Source organism: Proteus vulgaris (genome assembly GCF_016647575.1).
Taxonomy (GTDB): domain Bacteria; phylum Pseudomonadota; class Gammaproteobacteria; order Enterobacterales; family Enterobacteriaceae; genus Proteus; species Proteus mirabilis_B.
In genome coordinates, this window is the sequence record NZ_CP032663.1 from 3,230,801 (window position 1) to 3,247,419 (window position 16,619).

14 protein-coding genes and 1 pseudogene are annotated in these 16,619 nt (G+C 36.3%); 5 read left to right on the forward strand and 10 right to left on the reverse strand.

Going from position 1 to position 16,619, the window contains the following annotated elements; translation table 11 throughout:
• The first annotated feature begins 752 nt into the window (after positions 1-752).
• Positions 753-1,370 carry a Fic/DOC family protein gene (locus D7029_RS14860; RefSeq protein WP_194951096.1) on the forward strand — a complete coding sequence of 206 codons (618 nt, stop codon included), beginning with the start codon at positions 753-755 and terminating at the stop codon, positions 1,368-1,370.
• On the opposite strand, the gene D7029_RS14865 is transcribed toward D7029_RS14860, so the two are convergent.
• From D7029_RS14865 to D7029_RS18940, 4 genes and pseudogenes are all read right to left on the reverse strand, one after another.
• Complete coding sequence (locus D7029_RS14865; protein ID WP_194951097.1) at positions 1,367-1,531, reverse strand: hypothetical protein; 165 nt, start codon at positions 1,529-1,531, stop codon at positions 1,367-1,369. The two genes, D7029_RS14860 and D7029_RS14865, sit on opposite strands and share 4 nt — an antisense overlap.
• Positions 1,532-1,819: 288 nt before the next feature.
• Complete coding sequence (locus D7029_RS14870; protein WP_194951098.1) at positions 1,820-5,071, reverse strand: hypothetical protein; 3,252 nt, start codon at positions 5,069-5,071, stop codon at positions 1,820-1,822.
• Between the two features lie 55 nt (positions 5,072-5,126).
• Positions 5,127-5,462: pseudogene (locus D7029_RS14875) on the reverse strand (tyrosine-type recombinase/integrase); the annotation flags it as partial.
• Between the two features lie 127 nt (positions 5,463-5,589).
• A complete protein-coding gene (locus D7029_RS18940; RefSeq protein ID WP_228766696.1) occupies positions 5,590-6,294 on the reverse strand; it encodes a hypothetical protein in 705 nt (234 codons plus the stop codon).
• A 110-nt stretch (positions 6,295-6,404) separates the two neighbouring features.
• Between D7029_RS18940 and D7029_RS14885 the strand changes: the two genes are divergently transcribed.
• From D7029_RS14885 to D7029_RS14895, 3 genes are all read left to right on the forward strand, one after another.
• Positions 6,405-6,893 carry a hypothetical protein gene (locus D7029_RS14885; RefSeq protein ID WP_228766697.1) on the forward strand — a complete coding sequence of 163 codons (489 nt, stop codon included), beginning with the start codon at positions 6,405-6,407 and terminating at the stop codon, positions 6,891-6,893.
• Between the two features lie 64 nt (positions 6,894-6,957).
• Positions 6,958-7,923, forward strand: coding sequence for a hypothetical protein (locus D7029_RS14890; protein ID WP_194951099.1), 966 nt, complete (start codon positions 6,958-6,960; stop codon positions 7,921-7,923).
• Positions 7,924-7,937: 14 nt separating this feature from the next.
• The gene (locus tag D7029_RS14895; RefSeq protein WP_194951100.1) at positions 7,938-8,828 is read left to right on the forward strand and encodes a DUF6602 domain-containing protein; all 891 of its coding nucleotides are present in this window, start codon (positions 7,938-7,940) and stop codon (positions 8,826-8,828) included.
• A 96-nt stretch (positions 8,829-8,924) separates the two neighbouring features.
• On the opposite strand, the gene D7029_RS19000 is transcribed toward D7029_RS14895, so the two are convergent.
• From D7029_RS19000 to D7029_RS19010, 3 genes are all read right to left on the reverse strand, one after another.
• Positions 8,925-9,434, reverse strand: a complete 510-nt coding sequence (locus D7029_RS19000) for a tyrosine-type recombinase/integrase (protein ID WP_324187742.1) — start codon at positions 9,432-9,434, stop codon at positions 8,925-8,927.
• Positions 9,435-9,436: 2 nt separating this feature from the next.
• Entirely contained in the window at positions 9,437-9,745 is a 309-nt protein-coding gene (locus D7029_RS19005; RefSeq protein WP_324187743.1) for a hypothetical protein, read from the reverse strand.
• 129 nt (positions 9,746-9,874) lie between these two features.
• Positions 9,875-10,012, reverse strand: coding sequence for a hypothetical protein (locus D7029_RS19010; RefSeq protein WP_324187744.1), 138 nt, complete (start codon positions 10,010-10,012; stop codon positions 9,875-9,877).
• 190 nt (positions 10,013-10,202) lie between these two features.
• Here D7029_RS19010 and mutS point away from each other — a divergent pair, with 190 nt between their 5' ends.
• Positions 10,203-12,767, forward strand: a complete 2,565-nt coding sequence (gene mutS, locus D7029_RS14905; protein ID WP_194951101.1) for a DNA mismatch repair protein MutS — start codon at positions 10,203-10,205, stop codon at positions 12,765-12,767.
• Positions 12,768-12,896: 129 nt separating this feature from the next.
• Here mutS and D7029_RS14910 read toward each other — a convergent pair whose 3' ends face one another.
• From D7029_RS14910 to rpoS, 3 genes are all read right to left on the reverse strand, one after another.
• Complete coding sequence (locus D7029_RS14910) at positions 12,897-14,051, reverse strand: hypothetical protein (protein ID WP_194951102.1); 1,155 nt, start codon at positions 14,049-14,051, stop codon at positions 12,897-12,899.
• Entirely contained in the window at positions 14,048-15,307 is a 1,260-nt protein-coding gene (locus D7029_RS14915) for a hypothetical protein (RefSeq protein WP_194951103.1), read from the reverse strand. The genes D7029_RS14910 and D7029_RS14915 overlap by 4 nt, the downstream gene beginning before the upstream one ends.
• A gap of 170 nt (positions 15,308-15,477) precedes the next feature.
• Entirely contained in the window at positions 15,478-16,461 is a 984-nt protein-coding gene (gene rpoS, locus D7029_RS14920) for an RNA polymerase sigma factor RpoS (protein ID WP_023582671.1), read from the reverse strand.
• Positions 16,462-16,619: the final 158 nt, after the last annotated feature.

Genomic DNA, 16,619 nt, shown 5'->3' on the forward strand with positions numbered 1-16,619 from the left:
TAAATTAAAAATAAAGAATTTTCAGAAAAGTGCAGATTGTCATAAATAGTGAATCAACGATATTATAGTGCGTAAAATTATTTGGCTTTTGGTCTAAAAAGATATTTGGATCATTAAAACAATGAACTGAAACCTTGTGATATGATCATACAATGCTTGTGAAATAGAACGATATGCGGTGTAACAACAGATTTTCACAAATAACTCAAAATTCAATACGTTAAGACAGACAACAACATGACTGACATTCAACACTTAGACTCCCACACACCAATGATGCATGGGTGTGTTAGCGTTGAAATGTAACGATATTTATTGATTCTCCGACAAAACCTATAATTTAACCTACACTTAATTAATTCTTTGATTTATAGGTAGTTATTTTTCATTTAACCTAGCCAGCGCTTATACTCTAAATAATTCTAGGAGCATACATAAGTATGTCACTAGTCCGAATGAGCGCAGTCAACAACGCTGCAACTTAAAACATGGCGAGTAAATACCCTAAATAATTCAAGGTGCAGCTAGGCGACAAGTAAATGAGTTGCTAGGAGCATACATAAGTATGTGACTAGTGCGAATTAACGTAGTCAACAACGCTGCAACTTAAAACATGGCGAGTAAATACTCTAAATAATTCAAGGTGCAGCTAGGCGACAAGTAAATGAGTCGCTAGTCACATACATAAGTATGTGACTAGTGCGAATTAACGTAGTCAACAACGCTGCAACTTGAAGTATGGCGAGTATAAAATGAATAGATATGATGTATCTAATAGCGAAGGAAAATTTGCTGATGGTTCTGATGAAGAAGTGCTAGCTAACAAGCTAGGGCTTTCAAACGTTGATGATATCAATGATGCTGAGCTTGTCCTGTTAGAAAAACTGTATCAAGTCATTTTCGAAGAACAATTTCCCACTGAGCAAATTACCGTATCACTTATTCAGCGTTGGCACCGCCAATGGCTAGGGAATGTTTACGAGTGGGCAGGTCAATTACGTACAGTGAATATTAGCAAGGGTGGTTTTATGTTTGCCCCTGCGGGTCGTGTCGCAAAGTTACTTGCTCAATTTGAAAAAGAGTTTCTAGCAAAGTATACGCCTTGCACCAATATGAGCCGAGAACAAGTCATAAAAGCTATTGCCACGGTACATGTGGAGTTAATTCTGATACATCCGTTTAGGGAAGGAAATGGGCGCTTATCGCGTTTACTCGCGGATGTGATGGCAGTACAAGCTGGTTTTCAGCCGTTAGACTATGAAAGTTGGACTCAACATCCCGAGCAGTACATTGCAGCAATCCACGCTGGGTTAAACCTTAACTATGAACCCATGAAATATTGGGTTAACGAAGCCTTGAAAGCGAACTAAATCGCAAGTTTCAAGTGTCCAAACTTCTCACGCTTAGCTTTCATTGCTTCTTCTAGGCGACGAGACTCTTGCCCTGTTTCAATCGCCGTAGAGGTTGCGACCGAACGAATGAGTTGAGTACGAGTTGGTCTTGTTGCTTGAATTAATTCATTCTTTTTCATGGTAGTCTCACTTCAAACTGACGATAGTGCATTTTATCATCGTTGTTTTATATGGCAACATAGATCACTTTTCTAGTTAAAAATTTCACAGCACAACGTTGTTTCATTTCCGTCTACTTAGAGCGAAAAGCGGAAGTTCAGAATGTATACTTACTTCGATGCTTGTTAAGCAATGGGGAGTAGGTCAGCAATTTATTGTGAAAGCAATAACACTAATAGTATTAGTGAAGAGGCTAAAGATTTGTTTAGAATCCGCCCCCTTAAGAGGCGGTATTCTTGGCAAACATTTTATTTACTGTTTATCAATTGCAATAATGGGATCTCAGTTACATCATTAGGAATATAGGGGTCATCTTCTTTTAAATTAACCCCAATACAATCAACATCATTTAACCCAATTTCCCAAGCCCACCTAACATCTAACGTACTCATTTCTATCCCTAAACTATCTCTTTGTGGATGCTCAGGAACAATATTTTTTAACATCGCATCACATCCAAGATAGAATTTTCCACAGGCCTGATACGCAGTAAGAAATCTTTCTAGATTGACATTGCTATCAGGAGTCATCGTATTAATTCTACTGATCATTGTCATTCTTTTAGTTAATGGAGTTGTCATCATATTTTCAGATATTAGTACTCTATAATGAGTTGGGTTTTTAACTGAGATGCCCTTGACAATACAAACCCGTAATCTGGCTTTACTATCTACCAAGCCTACTGATGATATAAGATCTTTAAAAATATCCTCACCTATATCGGGGTGTTTAAATAATAGATATAATCCTGGATAACACGATTTTAATTGAGCGAAACCTACTCCTTGCCAGCGTGTTCTATCCCATAGACGAGGTTTGATTAGACTTTGTATGGAATAATCTTTATGTGTTATATTTTCGAAGTTAAGTTCCTCTTCAGGCATTCTTCCTTTACCGGATGTTGGAGCTTTTATATCCTCGATCTCCAACACTTTCGAAAATTCACTATCCCAGGATTTATCTCTTAAAAGAGGGTAAGTTTTCTTTTCAGAACTGGCGGAATAAATTTTCTTAATTTGTTGATCAATATCATTACCAAGAACATTTTCAATAGATTTGATACAGGCACCAAAACTAATTGCTCTGTCGAATGCAGCATCTTCGAAGATCATTTTTTCAATGTATTCTGTATTTTTTATAAAAAATAATTCGGGGAGAAGATTGAATAATAATCCTTTGAATTCATTAGTGATTTCTTGTTGCGCCTCGATTCTAAAATCACTTACATCAAAACCAGCGCAATTTATTGTAAGATTTAGTTTTCCACTATTGCTATTTATTTCATGTGATAAGGATAAGTCATCATCGTCATCTGCTATTACTTCAATAATTAGAAATGCTTCTTTAAGATAGATGTTGTCAATCGTACAGGTTGCAAAAGCACCCTCTAAAAGTGATAAGACATTAGTTGAAAACTCTATAAATGGTGACCGATTCGGAAAGTTAATTTCTATAGTGCATCCAAAAATAAAAGATGTATGTACTCCTCGTTTGTCATGGTTATCTTTTATGCCCTTACTATTAAATCCAGTATCAAAGTCACGTATTTTTTGCAAGAAATCATTATGATCTTTATCGGCAGTAACTCCGTACTCACGTTCAAAATCTTCAATATAACCTAAAGCATATTTAAGACATCCCGATGATACAAAAAGGCCTAATCTATCGAGTTCATCGGGGATATTACTCTGTCGATTTATTCCCTTTAGGTCAGTGTTCAAAATGAGTTGACTTATGTAAAAATCGACTTGCTGATTTTCTTTATCGCCGAACGAGCTATCACTGATATTCTCGTTAATTATTAAAAACAGTTCATACCATAAAAGAGCATGTGCTAATTTCCCTAGTTTTATTTCTGTTAGACATAAATTATAATAAATTTCAGCCTGCTTTAAAGATATCTCATCATACTTCCAGAAGTTATCTGTAATCAAAGAAGCGGATAGAAGCAAGCATGAACGTGAACTCCATAGCAATCCAATGGATTCGTAAGCATAAGCAATAGCTTTTGATGCTAATATAAATTTATCTCGTGATTCCTCTTTATAGAGTGGAATAAAAGATTTTCCTAAATACTTGATTGCCTGATAAGGGTGACCATTTTGAAGCCTCTTTATACCTCTTCGCAGATTTAATAATGCCCCTTTAACTTCACCACCTCTAACAGCAGATTGCTCAGTCATATAGTCTAATAAATTTTCATATGCATCTACATCGAAAAAAATGTCATCTAGTTCGTTCAAAAGTTGGAAGTTTTTCTCAAACGGATAGCCTATTAAATTCCCACTATTTTTAAAAATTTCATGTAACTCTTCAAATACAACCGAAGCATCTTCTACATCTGAAAACGTTATCAGTTTATAAATGGCTTTGTGAGTTCTCGCTGTGAGCGCATTACTGGGACGTGAATCATCGTCAGCTATCTCATCTAGTTTGGCGAGCATGTTACGTTCAATATTCTCAATGTCGATTGTAGATGTTGCGTTGTTAAGTCTAATATAACTTTTATGAACGGTTATTAAATTTAAAACTTTTTCCCATTTTGAGGAATTAGTTGATGATGCTATACTTTCATACGCTAATTGAAGATTTTCTTCGAAGAGATTAAAATCTTCCATCCAAAAATGGGACTTCCAGGCGTATTGATAATACGCATCTAGCAATTGTTGATTAGTCCCGAATTTTTTTGAGATTTTTATAGCTCTTTCAAATAGACCTTGTGTTTCAATTAGTGGTTTCTCAAGTTCAGCGCTTAACTCTGCAATTACTAAAAATATATCTACTTGTTCATATGAAATTTCAGCAGGGTTTATTTTCTCTCTAATATACTCGGTTAATTCTTCATATTTTTTATGCTTCTTATAATCATTTTCTCCAAAAATAACTTCTCTTTTATATTGTGTTGGAACTGACAATGAATCAATAACCAATTGCTCAAAATGGTTTTTGTAAATTTGATCTAATAGCCAATTAATATCTAATATACGGACATCTATTCCAGTTTTTGTTTTTAGTGTATCCTCGACCTCTGAACGAATATTGGACTTTGCAGATTGATTCGTTATGCAAAATACTTTAGTATACCCACGCTTTGTTTCTTTTATCTTAAGTACATCTTCATGACATTTTTTCTTCCAGTCTTTACGTGTACTTACCGCAAAGGCCCAACGTTCTTTATTTGATGTATCATTAACACCTTCGAACCAAAGAAGCTTATTCTGTTCCGAAACAGGGTATGTTTGTGTGTCAGTTTTACCATCCCCCCCTGCTACAGGACCAGTCTGTTCAAGGAGATTAGGGCAAATTATTTTTTCACATATTTTTTTTGCAAAATCCTCGAATTGTAATTCTTGATTTCTTGTATTTAGCGTAGAGAGGAAGTGTTCCAGTACAACTCTATCTAAAGTACCAGTCTCTCTGATTGTTGAATCAGAAAATTTTTCAGGGCGACGGCGCCTTAGGAATTCTTTAGATGAAAATTTGGTTTTCTGTACATTCATGATTGTGGCGCTCCTCTTGCTATCAACAATAAACCTTTGTATGCATCAACTAGATTTATTGTTCATACTGCTTTTTTTGAAGAAAAAATTGCGGAAGTTTATTTCTAGACAAGCTATCTATGTAATCACTATACCACTGCATCATTTGTTGTCTCCCTTCCAAATACTGTGCATGATTGTAAGCCCCGTGAATAGCGTTCTGATCCACATGTGCAAGCTGTGTTTCGATCCATGCAGAGTTGAATCCTTCTTCGTGCAGAATGGTACTCAATGTGTGACGAAAACCATTCCCCGTCAGCCTTCCTTTTTATCCTAATAGCTCAATTACCTGATTAATGCTTTCCTTTGAGATCGGCTTAGTACGATCATTACGTCCAATGAATGCGATCGGAGATATGCACCTAATCTTATAACATCGTGTTTTCTATGTCCGTTTCTGGCACAGAACTGCCACTTAATTAAGTATGATTCTGTGCCATGGAGATAGTACCTGCTCCCAAAAATTTAATTTCGATTCACTATAAACAATGATGCTTCAATACTATCTCCAAATATGGGTGCATCCAATCACCATCAGACAGTTCATGCAAACTCACAAATCCATCATGTTCTAGCGCACAAACACCGCTGTGCGAGCTTACATAATCATAGACTACACGGCTTTCTAGCCCTTGTATCATATGCGCGAGTAGCTTACGTCGCATCACATCACGACGCCACTTTTTCCATTCCCCATTTTTTGTTTTTCGCTTTGTCGTATTAAATGGTTGCTCAACCGCATTCACGACAAAAAGCCCATACCTATTTTTCTTTCCTGTTTTTAGATACTCGTCAAGGAGTTGATTTATGCTTTCGCGAAGCTCTTTCGTTTCTAACTCCCAATGTTTCAGCATTTCTGATACATAATCGTCGGAATAAAGCTTTTTTAGCTTTTTCGCCATACTTCCTTTCGGTGACGAACTAACAGAACCTGCATTGAATATCGAGCCATAACGGATAGTTTTAATGAGGTCATCATCTACCCCTAGTGTATCTTTGATAACGTCAGTTTCTAGTACTGATAGCGGGTCAGTGCCAATACCATATTTCTTGAATTCTTGCTCTAAGATAGCCAACTGACAGCCTTTAATATCATAATTGTACCCATTGACTAAATATGCCCATTTCATCTTGCTGGGTAAATATTGAAAACCTGTACCTAATTCAAAAGAACGGCCACCCAACTCACTACCTCTCTTTCAATACATCAGTCTTTGCAGAACCTATTGAGACAGCACAAACACCGTTATTCCCTGATTCACCACTGGATACTCAATCCCTAGAATACCATTGTTTGATTCAGGCTATCGTCTGGCAATGTATTGTAGTCTGGGTTGAAGTAATCAAGATAGACGGCAGTACAGCCAATGTATTGGGATCTGTTTCACCCTTTGAACACCTGATTGATACCCACAGCGATGACATTTATCAGGACACACTCCGCAACAACGCCAGTTCTTACCGTTTTCTTGCCACGCTGCGCCCTGAAACCCCACTAGACATACTGCGGCAGCATGGGCGTATTAGCTATCAGCCCTTCTGGAAGCTACCCCGTATCGTACAAGAAGAGTGGCAAGGCTTATGGGTGCCAAATGAGGCTGGATGGGAAAACCTATGTGAGGAAAATATTCATCAACCAAAAGGGGTTGGCGAGTGGCCTGACTTACTCCATAAAAGTATGAAACCGTTGGTACATGGGCTGCAAGAGGATGGTGGGGATTATTTAAGGTATTTGATTTATTGGAAAAGTCGGCTTTTATTTAATCTTTTATTTAATCTTTAACTATATACATAACCCAAATAATTTCTTATTATTAATAGAAATAAACTTAATTGTGAGAAAATTAATGAAAAATGACTATAAATATATTTTCACCAGTTTTAAAGAACTTGAAAAAATGAGTTATGAAGTCAGAAAAATATACTCCAAACTCAAAATTAAAATAAGAAAAAATAAAGATTTATATAACATGCTCATATTGTGCGATAATGCTAGTAATATGTTCGAAAATTCTAACGTCAATATAAAATTAAAAATTATTACAGCAAAAAGAATATTTGAAGCTATTTTGGCTTGCTCTAATGAATCCCCTAAACAATTTACAGAAATTCTACACAGAATTGCTACCGAAAATTTAGAACTTAACACCACCACTCACTCTAAAGGTAAAGATGCAGTATTTGAATTGGAATATTTTCTTTATTTAAAAGAATTAGGGTTATCTGTTTCACTCGGTGAACCAGATATAATTGCAACCCTTCCTTGTGGACCTTATTATATTGCATGCAAAACCATAAATAAATCAGAAAATTTCAAAAGTCAATTACGCTCTGGATATAGACAAGTTCGTTTAGGTGGGAGAAATAAAGATGAATCTAAAAAAAATGATTTTGTACCCTTTAATGGAATTGTTGCCTTTAATATTGAACCTCATTTAGATTACAAAAAAAGAAGGTTATCAGAAGAGATTGATAATAAAGAAATAGTCTATAAAGAATTACATAATTTCTTAACTAAAGAAATGGAAGGATATAAACAAATATTTAATAAAATAATTTTGAGTGGTAAGATTGACGCTGTTGTATTTTATACATCTTGTAATGTTAAAATTAAATCCAGTTCTGATAAAATGACTACAGTATCATGTACGATGATTGCTGATGAATATACAGATAGAGTTAAATTAAATAAACAAAATGATTCTATTCAACGTGTAAAATTTTTTGGAGATCCCAGAAGCAAAGATTCTATAGATAGAATAAAACCATATCTTATAAAAAATCACCCAAGGTTTAATCAAGTGATAAAATAATTATTGGAAATATCATGGATTTATTGAAACAGTTTCAAGTCAACTTGAGTGAACTATTAGGCGCTGTTGCTCAAGGAAAAGCACTTCATGATATGCAAAATATCGCAGATAGTGGAGCTCCTTTTGAAAAAGCATTTATGGATATGCTAACTAGGCAATTACCACCTACATATTTAGTAAAGAATGGATATTTTTATAGTCCTGACTCTCAAATTAGTAATGAGATTGATATTATAATCAGTCTAGCTCGTGAATCATTTAACTTAGAAATGAGCCAACAAAAAAAACCTGTACTCCCATTTACATCAGTTATTACTACAATTCAACTAAAAAACTCTTATAGCCAATTAAATAATGCCATTGAACAGTCTCACAGTTCTTTTTCAAAATGGAAGGACATGATAGATACTTCTATGAAAACTAATATATCACCACCTATCTCAATTGTTGTATGTGGCTGTAATAACTTAGGGAAAGATATTGATAAATTATTTATTGACAATTTAATTAGTAAAGATTGGTTGCCTGATTATATATTATTGCTAGAATCCGGCGTTATAATCACTCGATATTCTCCCTTATTTTCAGAACAAGTTAGTTTTCAACAATCTCTCACATCAGGGGAATACAATGGTTTTACAGTTTGTTGCACTAACCAGTCAGAAAAATCCGCTTTAGCTCTTCTTTGGTTATACACTGCCATTACATCCAGACTGAATCAGTTTGCCTCTCCTGAGTTGGATGATATCTATACCATATTAAATAATATAGGAGAATTATTAGATAATATGGATAATTTAAATACATATTTGGTTGGCTTAGTTCAAAACTTAAAAAGAAATGCCAAAAGACATACTATTTTTTCAGATGCTATAAATCGTAAATATCAGTTAACCCCGATTTGATAATTTTTATACCTCATATTAATGAGGTATAAATCTAGCATCAAGCAATTATTATACTCAGATAATTACCAGATTATGGCACTATATATCATATTCTCACCATATGATCCGCCCACTTCTGCAACCACACCTTACATTCACTCTCATAACGATATAAATCATACGTACTGTTCGACGTAAATCATGAGGTGACCAATCAGGGATATCTAACATTTTGTCTTCTTTACGTAAACGCCATGCACATTCTGTTAGATACTTTTGCTGAATGGGTAACTTGGTTACTTGAGATGGAAAAAGGTATTTATCGGAGTTCATGCGCATTGATTTCAAGTAGGTGATTGCTTGATGAGGCAATTGTACGTAGCGTTCAATTCCTGTCTTAGTTTCTTTCAAATGAATAGTGCCTTTTTCAAGATCCACATCATCCCAAGCCATTGCGCACACTTCACCTGTTCGGCAACCCGTCCAAAGCGTCAGACGAAAAACATTTTTCACAACATTTGTGTAAACAGAACTAGGCAACCATGATAGAAATTTCTTGAATTCGTTATCGTCTAAATAGCGAATACCTTTATTACTGGTTAGCTTAAACTTAGCTTGCTGCAAGCTCAATTTCGCCAATAAAGCGGGGTTAGCAAAATTATCATCAAAGTACCTAGACCGATTGCAAACTCATAGGCTACCGACAGTTTACGCATGAGTTCTATCACATCTTTTCGGGTCACCTCATGCGCCATAAACTCACCTAAAACACGGACAGCATCAGCTTCAAGCATACGACGAACATCTATTTGCCCTTTCTTCTTTCTTGAGCCAGAAATTGTTTTACCATCTTTACCTTTACGATCTTCAATCCGTTCAACTAAATAAAGTTCAACAAGTTCCTTTACTGTTAAATGTGTTTTATAAGACTGCAACTATTCCTGTTTTTTATTCAGTTTTTTCTTTTAACTCTGTAGAAGGGAATCGATCTAATTGGTGTAGTTGTTTTAACTCTTGTAATTTGGCTCTCGCCTCCTTCAATCAATGAAGTTTGAGTAAAATTACTAATCCTTGGCTGGGTAAGTTTGTGTAATTGAGCTACTATAACGGTAGAAAAATGTCTTAATGCCTGTTGCGCCACAAAATACACGTAAACCTGTATTCTCACCCGTATCAGCCCTAGCTTTACTATTCGGTTTCATGGCCTCATTTTGCTGACTACTTTTAGCTCATAAGTGTTATCTTGTTTAGTGCTGACTATAAGATAATTAAAACAATGAACTGAAACCTTGTGATATGATCATACAATGCTTGTGAAATAGAACGATATGCGGTGTAACAACAGATTTTCACAAATAACTCAAAATTCAATACGTTAAGACAGACAACAACATGACTGACATTCAACACTTAGACTCCCACACACCAATGATGCAGCAGTATCTTAAAATTAAAGCAGAGCATCCTGAAATCTTACTGTTCTATCGTATGGGTGACTTTTATGAACTGTTTTTTGATGATGCTAAAAAAGCCTCTCGCTTATTAGATATTTCATTAACAAAACGAGGTCAGTCCGCAGGCCAGCCTATTCCTATGGCAGGCGTTCCGCATCATGCTGTTGAAAACTATCTCGCTAAATTAGTTCAACTAGGAGAATCTGTCGCTATTTGTGAACAAATTGGCGATCCTGCAACCAGTAAAGGCCCAGTTGAGCGCAAAGTTATTCGTATTGTAACGCCGGGTACTGTCACTGATGAAGCCTTACTTGAAGAGCGCCAAGACAACCTTTTAGCCGCTATTTGGCAAGATAAGAATGGCGCATTTGGTTATGCAACGTTAGATATCACATCAGGGCGTTTTCGTGTTACTGAAATGCCAGATAGTGAAAGCATGATTGCCGAATTGCAACGTACTCATCCAGCTGAATTACTCTATCCAGAAACTTTTGAGTCGATGGCACTGATTGAGCGCCAGCAAGGCTTGCGCCGTCGCCCTATTTGGGAATTTGAACCAGAAACAGCAAGACAACAACTGAATCTGCAATTTGGTACTCGTGATTTAACAGGCTTTGGTGTTGAAAATGCACAGTTGGCACTCTGTGCTGCTGGGTGCTTATTACAATATGTGAAAGATACACAACGCACTGCATTGCCCCATATTCGTAGCATCACTATGGAACGCCCTCAAGATTCAATTATTTTAGACGCGGCAACTCGTCGTAATCTCGAATTAACTCAAAATCTTGCAGGTGGAACGGATAACACACTCGCATCCGTACTTGACCTTTGTGTTACCCCTATGGGAAGCCGCATGCTGAAACGTTGGATACACTCGCCTTTGCGCCAACGTGAACAACTTATCAAACGTCAAGATGCTATTAGTGCATTACAGCCTCTCTATTTTGAACTGCAACCTTTTTTACGACAAGTTGGTGATCTAGAGCGAGTCTTAGCACGTTTAGCTCTACGCTCCGCACGTCCTCGTGATCTTTCTCGTATGCGCCATGCTTTCCAGCAATATCACGATATTCATCAAGTGCTTGAACAAGCTGATATGCCTTATATTAAAGAATTACAAAAGCGTATTAGCCAGTTCGATGAATTATGTGAATTACTCGAACACGCCATTGTTGAAACACCACCTGTATTAGTACGTGACGGTGGTGTTATTGCCTCTGGCTATAATGCCGAGTTAGATGAATGGCGTGCATTAGCCGATGGTGCAAGTGATTACCTTGATAAACTTGAAATCCGTGAACGAGAAAAATGGGGTATTGATACTCTAAAAGTTGGCTTTAATGGTGTACATGGCTATTACATCCAAGTCAGTCGCGGGCAAAGCAATTTAGTGCCTATGCACTATGTTCGTCGTCAAACGTTGAAAAATGCTGAACGTTATATCATTCCCGAATTAAAAGAGTATGAAGACAAGGTATTAACTTCTAAAGGTAAGGCATTAGCTATCGAAAAAATGCTTTATGAAGAGATTTTTGAAAAGCTATTACCTCACCTTACAGCATTACAAATTAGTGCAGAGGCTTTAGCTGAAACAGATGTTCTTTCTAACCTTGCTGAGCGAGCTGAATCATTAAATTATACTCGCCCAGAATTGAGTGAAAAAACAGGCATTCAAATCACTGGTGGACGTCACCCTGTTGTTGAACAAGTCCTTAGCGAACCGTTTATTTCGAATCCATTACAATTAGCACCTCAACGTCGTTTATTGATCATTACAGGCCCTAATATGGGCGGTAAAAGTACTTATATGCGCCAAGCAGCATTAATTACTTTACTTGCTTATATTGGTAGCTTTGTACCTGCTGAAAAAGCCTTAATTGGTCCAGTCGATCGAATCTTTACGCGTGTCGGTGCTTCTGATGATCTTGCTTCTGGACGTTCTACTTTTATGGTTGAAATGACAGAAACCGCCAATATTTTGCACAATGCGACAGAAAACAGCTTAGTCTTAATGGATGAAATTGGTCGGGGTACATCCACTTATGACGGATTATCTCTGGCTTGGGCTTGTGCTGAAAACTTAGCAAATCGCATTAAAGCGATGACTCTCTTTGCAACCCACTATTTTGAATTAACGACACTACCTGAAAAACTTGAAGGTACTGCAAACATTCACTTAGATGCTGTTGAACATGGCGATACTATTGCCTTTATGCACAGCGTCCAAGAAGGTGCTGCAAGTAAAAGCTATGGTTTAGCCGTTGCATCATTAGCGGGTGTACCAAAAGAGGTGATCCGTCGCGCTAAGCAGAAATTAAAAGAGCTTGAAATGCTATCAGGTCATACTGGCTCTGGTCATGTTGAAACGTCACAGCTGATGTTATTAACAGAAGCTGAGCCTTCTGCCATTGAATTAGCATTAGATAAAATCGATCCTGATGCGTTAACACCTCGACAAGCATTAGAACAACTCTATCGTTTAAAAGAGATGGCAAAATAAGTCACACTAAATGCTAAATACTAAATACTAAATACTGATAGCAAAAAGGCTCTGTTTGATTTTACAGAGCCTTTTTTATGGCTGACTTTTTAATTTTTCAAACTAAGATAATCAAAGATAAATACAGAATTAATTAATTGAAGCATGGCTATATTTCAGTCGCTCACCCAATAACAATAAAGTGTCTTTATCACCATAGTTGTCAAATAAGCGAACAAATGATGATAAAGCAGGGTTAAACATCATATCATCAGTAACTTTCTCATAAGATGTATAATCTTTTGTTTTCAATGAAAAAACTAACGTGACTTTATCATCGTTATAACCTTTATTTAGAATTAAGCTGTCATTACTTACCATTAAATCATTTATATATTTATAACCACTTTCATAGAAAGTGGTTAAATTCCCATCAGATTGACGTCGAACAACAGAATAGAGATCACGAGAAGCGTGTTGAGTGATAAGATAGGTATCACCATTAGCATTTTGGGCAACTTCTTTAACACGCAAAGGGAGCCAGCGCGTTTTTGTCACTTCTTTATTCACTAAATTTAGCGTGATTTCTAACGTATTTGTAGTGTAATGGTGATTATAAAAAATAATGAGGGAATCACCTGATAGAGCGTAATGAAATTGTGTAAACTCACCGAAATCTTCAGCGTAATATTGCTTCACCAGATCTTCAGTATTAACTGAATATTCCCAACTTTCGCCTTCATCTAAACTTGTTAATATCGTCTTATTATCAACTAATACTAATTGCGATGTTGTTTGTGAAAAGAGTAATTTTCCACCAATAAGCGCTAAAGGAAAACGATAATAACCATTGTTAGTCTCTTGCCAAGGAATTAAATCTGCTACTGTAAACTCTGTCAAATCTATAGTTTGTCGTCCCTGCTCTGTAAATAAAACACATTTATCAACAATACAGTAAGCGTTATAAAAGCTACCTTGACCTTGTGATACAAAGCGCATACCTTCTTTATCAGAAAAGTACAACGTATATTTTCTCTGGTTATCTTGGCGATGAAGTCTGCCATAAATATCTACATCATATCGCCCACTATCAGATTCAGTTTTAATTAACATCCCGCTAGAAGCATAAAAAGTATTACGCCAATCATAGTGAGAGTAAGGGTATGAAGATAATTCAGAAGAGTTCTCATTTTTCCATTGCCACTTAGAAGCGAATCCATGAAAAAGCACGCCATAAAAAAGCAATAAGCTTAAAATAAATAAACTTGTGATAATAATAAAAGGCTTACGGAAAAAAGGATTCATTGGCGCAGCTCCGTAATATACAGCGGTTGTTTGCTTTCAACACATTGCTGCTGAAGTAAAAAATAGGTTTGATAACTGCTATGACCTTTTTCTGATAACAAAATATAAAGATTTGAAAACAAGGCAGTTAAAAAGGCTATGCCACTCATGATTAAGCCATAGATAATCCCCATTCCTAAAAAGCTATCACCAATAGAATACCAATCCCATTTATCCCAATAATTGCCATTATCATAAACATCAGAGATAGAGAAACTTGCAACCATTGAGAAAATAAAAACACTGACTAATGCGACTATTAACAGTGATAAACGATATGTACGCTGGTGACCAATATACATTTGTCCTGATATTGAATAAGCGCCATTATCTGTATGATTATAAACACCCAAGACAACAGGTCCCGAGTTCTTATCTTCAGCTTGCCAAAAGAACAGTTCCACATCATCACCATTAGCAAGAAACAGATTATGATCAGAATAAAATGAGCGTTCTCTATAACTTAATACGAAAGGATGATTATCTATCAGGCAGGATACTTGCATTATCACCGTCTCGCCGTTGCGATGATGCATTTTAATTCTATTAGTACTATGAATTTGTATTGTTCCTCGAACTCGTTGTACTTTACTTTGATTTATTTGAGGAAACGATTTTTTACTCACAGTCAATGAAGGTAATGGTGCCGATTTTATTCCAGTAATAATGAGATGCTCGCCATCTGGAGCTATCAAGGCTTGCTTGGCGATAACTTTATCTAATGCTTTTATTCTCTTTCTATGTTTAGGTCTGGTGCGCTGAAAATAGCGATAAGCTTTTTCTCCGATATAACTGATCCCCGCTATCACAGCACCACATGCAATAACCATAGAAACAACGATAAAGAAATTCACTTCAAGATGGAGAATCGAAAAATAGCTCCAATAACCGCCAACAAGCGTCAGAATAAATGCAAGCAATAACCATTTTTGTTGTTTTGTTGTTAGCGTGAATTTTCTTTCAGGCTCAAGCCTTCCTTTTGTATCATGATAAATCCATTGCACCCAGAAACTGCCATCTTTCAATAATTCAGCACAGATTTTAAGCTCATCGCCTTGTTTTAATCGTTTAAGAAAATCTTGAGAATTAGCAAAATCCTCTTCATTAAGATAGAAGTTTTTACCTGATGCTATTAATCTCACCATTCCATTCGGGGAGATTTTACTTTGGTTAAAATCGCAACGTTCTAATTTAACGTTTAAAAAATAATCTTTCATATCTTCCTTTATCACTTTCATCAGGCTAACAAGGTGCAAGACTGCGCTCTTGTTTTATCGTTTTGAATCGCATAATACAAGATAAAGAAAAGCCGATTAGTAAATCCTCTAATCGGCTTTGGTAATAACAATCTGTCAATTAAAGCTATAAACAGAAAAAGGGTGGCTAACTATGCTTTGAAAAGTGCTTCAATACATAATCCCTGACTTTGTAGAATGTCTTTTAAGCGGCGTAGTCCTTCAACTTGAATTTGACGAACTCTTTCTCTTGTTAGACCAATTTCTCTACCAACATCTTCTAAAGTTTCTGCTTCATAGCCTAATAATCCAAAACGACGTGCTAATACTTCACGTTGCTTAGGATTCAATTCAAATAACCACTTTATGATATTTTCCTTGAGGTTATTATTTTGAATTGTTGCTTCCGGCCCTTCTTCATTTTCGTCAGAGATAATATCGAGTAAGGCTTTATCTGAATCACCACCAATTGGGGTATCAACAGAAGTAATACGTTCGTTTAAACGCAGCATCTTACTCACATCTTCAACTGGTTTATCAAGTGTTTGTGCAATCTCTTCAACACTAGGCTCATGATCGAGTTTATGTGCTAATTCTCTTGCTGTTCTTAAATAAACATTCAGCTCTTTAACGATATGAATGGGAAGGCGGATAGTACGAGTCTGGTTCATAATGGCACGTTCAATAGTTTGACGTATCCACCATGTCGCATAAGTTGAAAAACGGAAGCCTTTTTCAGGATCGAATTTTTCAACAGCACGAATAAGTCCTAAGTTCCCTTCTTCAATCAAATCAAGCAGGGCAAGACCTCGGTTTGTATAACGACGAGAGATCTTAACAACTAAACGTAGGTTACTTTCTATCATTCGTTGTCTTGAAGGAATATCGCCTCGCAACGCTCTACGGGCAAAGAAAACTTCTTCTTCCGCGGTCAGCAACGGAGAATAACCAATTTCTCCTAAATAAAGCTGAGTTGCATCGAGCGCACGCTGGTTGACTCCTTCAATAAGTTCAATTTCGTCTTGAGCATCAGACTCATTTTCTGCCTCTTTTGCAGCAACTTCATCGAACTCTTCCATGTTCTCTTCAATTTCATCTGTATATAACTCGTCTACTCTTAGCGTACTTTGGCTCATCAGCTGCTCCTACCCTTGATAATTTAGGTAAACGACTCATAATTAAAGTCTGTTTACCAGTTTATCGCTGTGTCACGACACAACGGGTTTACTGATTTTCCCTTGTAACGAATTACAAAATAAAAGATAACATAATCTATTTTACTGTTAATTTTATT

Excerpts from the sequence above, each read along its gene's own strand:
- D7029_RS14895 (WP_194951100.1), top strand. The coding sequence starts at position 7,938 with ATGGATTTATTGAAACAGTTTCAAGTCAACTTGAGTGAACTATTAGGC.
- D7029_RS14870 (WP_194951098.1), bottom strand. The coding sequence starts at position 5,071 with ATGAATGTACAGAAAACCAAATTTTCATCTAAAGAATTCCTAAGGCGC.
- D7029_RS14915 (WP_194951103.1), bottom strand. The coding sequence starts at position 15,307 with ATGAAAGATTATTTTTTAAACGTTAAATTAGAACGTTGCGATTTTAAC.
- D7029_RS14910 (WP_194951102.1), bottom strand. The coding sequence starts at position 14,051 with ATGAATCCTTTTTTCCGTAAGCCTTTTATTATTATCACAAGTTTATTT.
- D7029_RS14860 (WP_194951096.1), top strand. The coding sequence starts at position 753 with ATGAATAGATATGATGTATCTAATAGCGAAGGAAAATTTGCTGATGGT.
- rpoS (WP_023582671.1), bottom strand. The coding sequence starts at position 16,461 with ATGAGCCAAAGTACGCTAAGAGTAGACGAGTTATATACAGATGAAATT.
- mutS (WP_194951101.1), top strand. The coding sequence starts at position 10,203 with ATGACTGACATTCAACACTTAGACTCCCACACACCAATGATGCAGCAG.
- D7029_RS14865 (WP_194951097.1), bottom strand. The coding sequence starts at position 1,531 with ATGAAAAAGAATGAATTAATTCAAGCAACAAGACCAACTCGTACTCAA.
- D7029_RS14890 (WP_194951099.1), top strand. The coding sequence starts at position 6,958 with ATGAAAAATGACTATAAATATATTTTCACCAGTTTTAAAGAACTTGAA.
- D7029_RS19010 (WP_324187744.1), bottom strand. The coding sequence starts at position 10,012 with ATGAAACCGAATAGTAAAGCTAGGGCTGATACGGGTGAGAATACAGGT.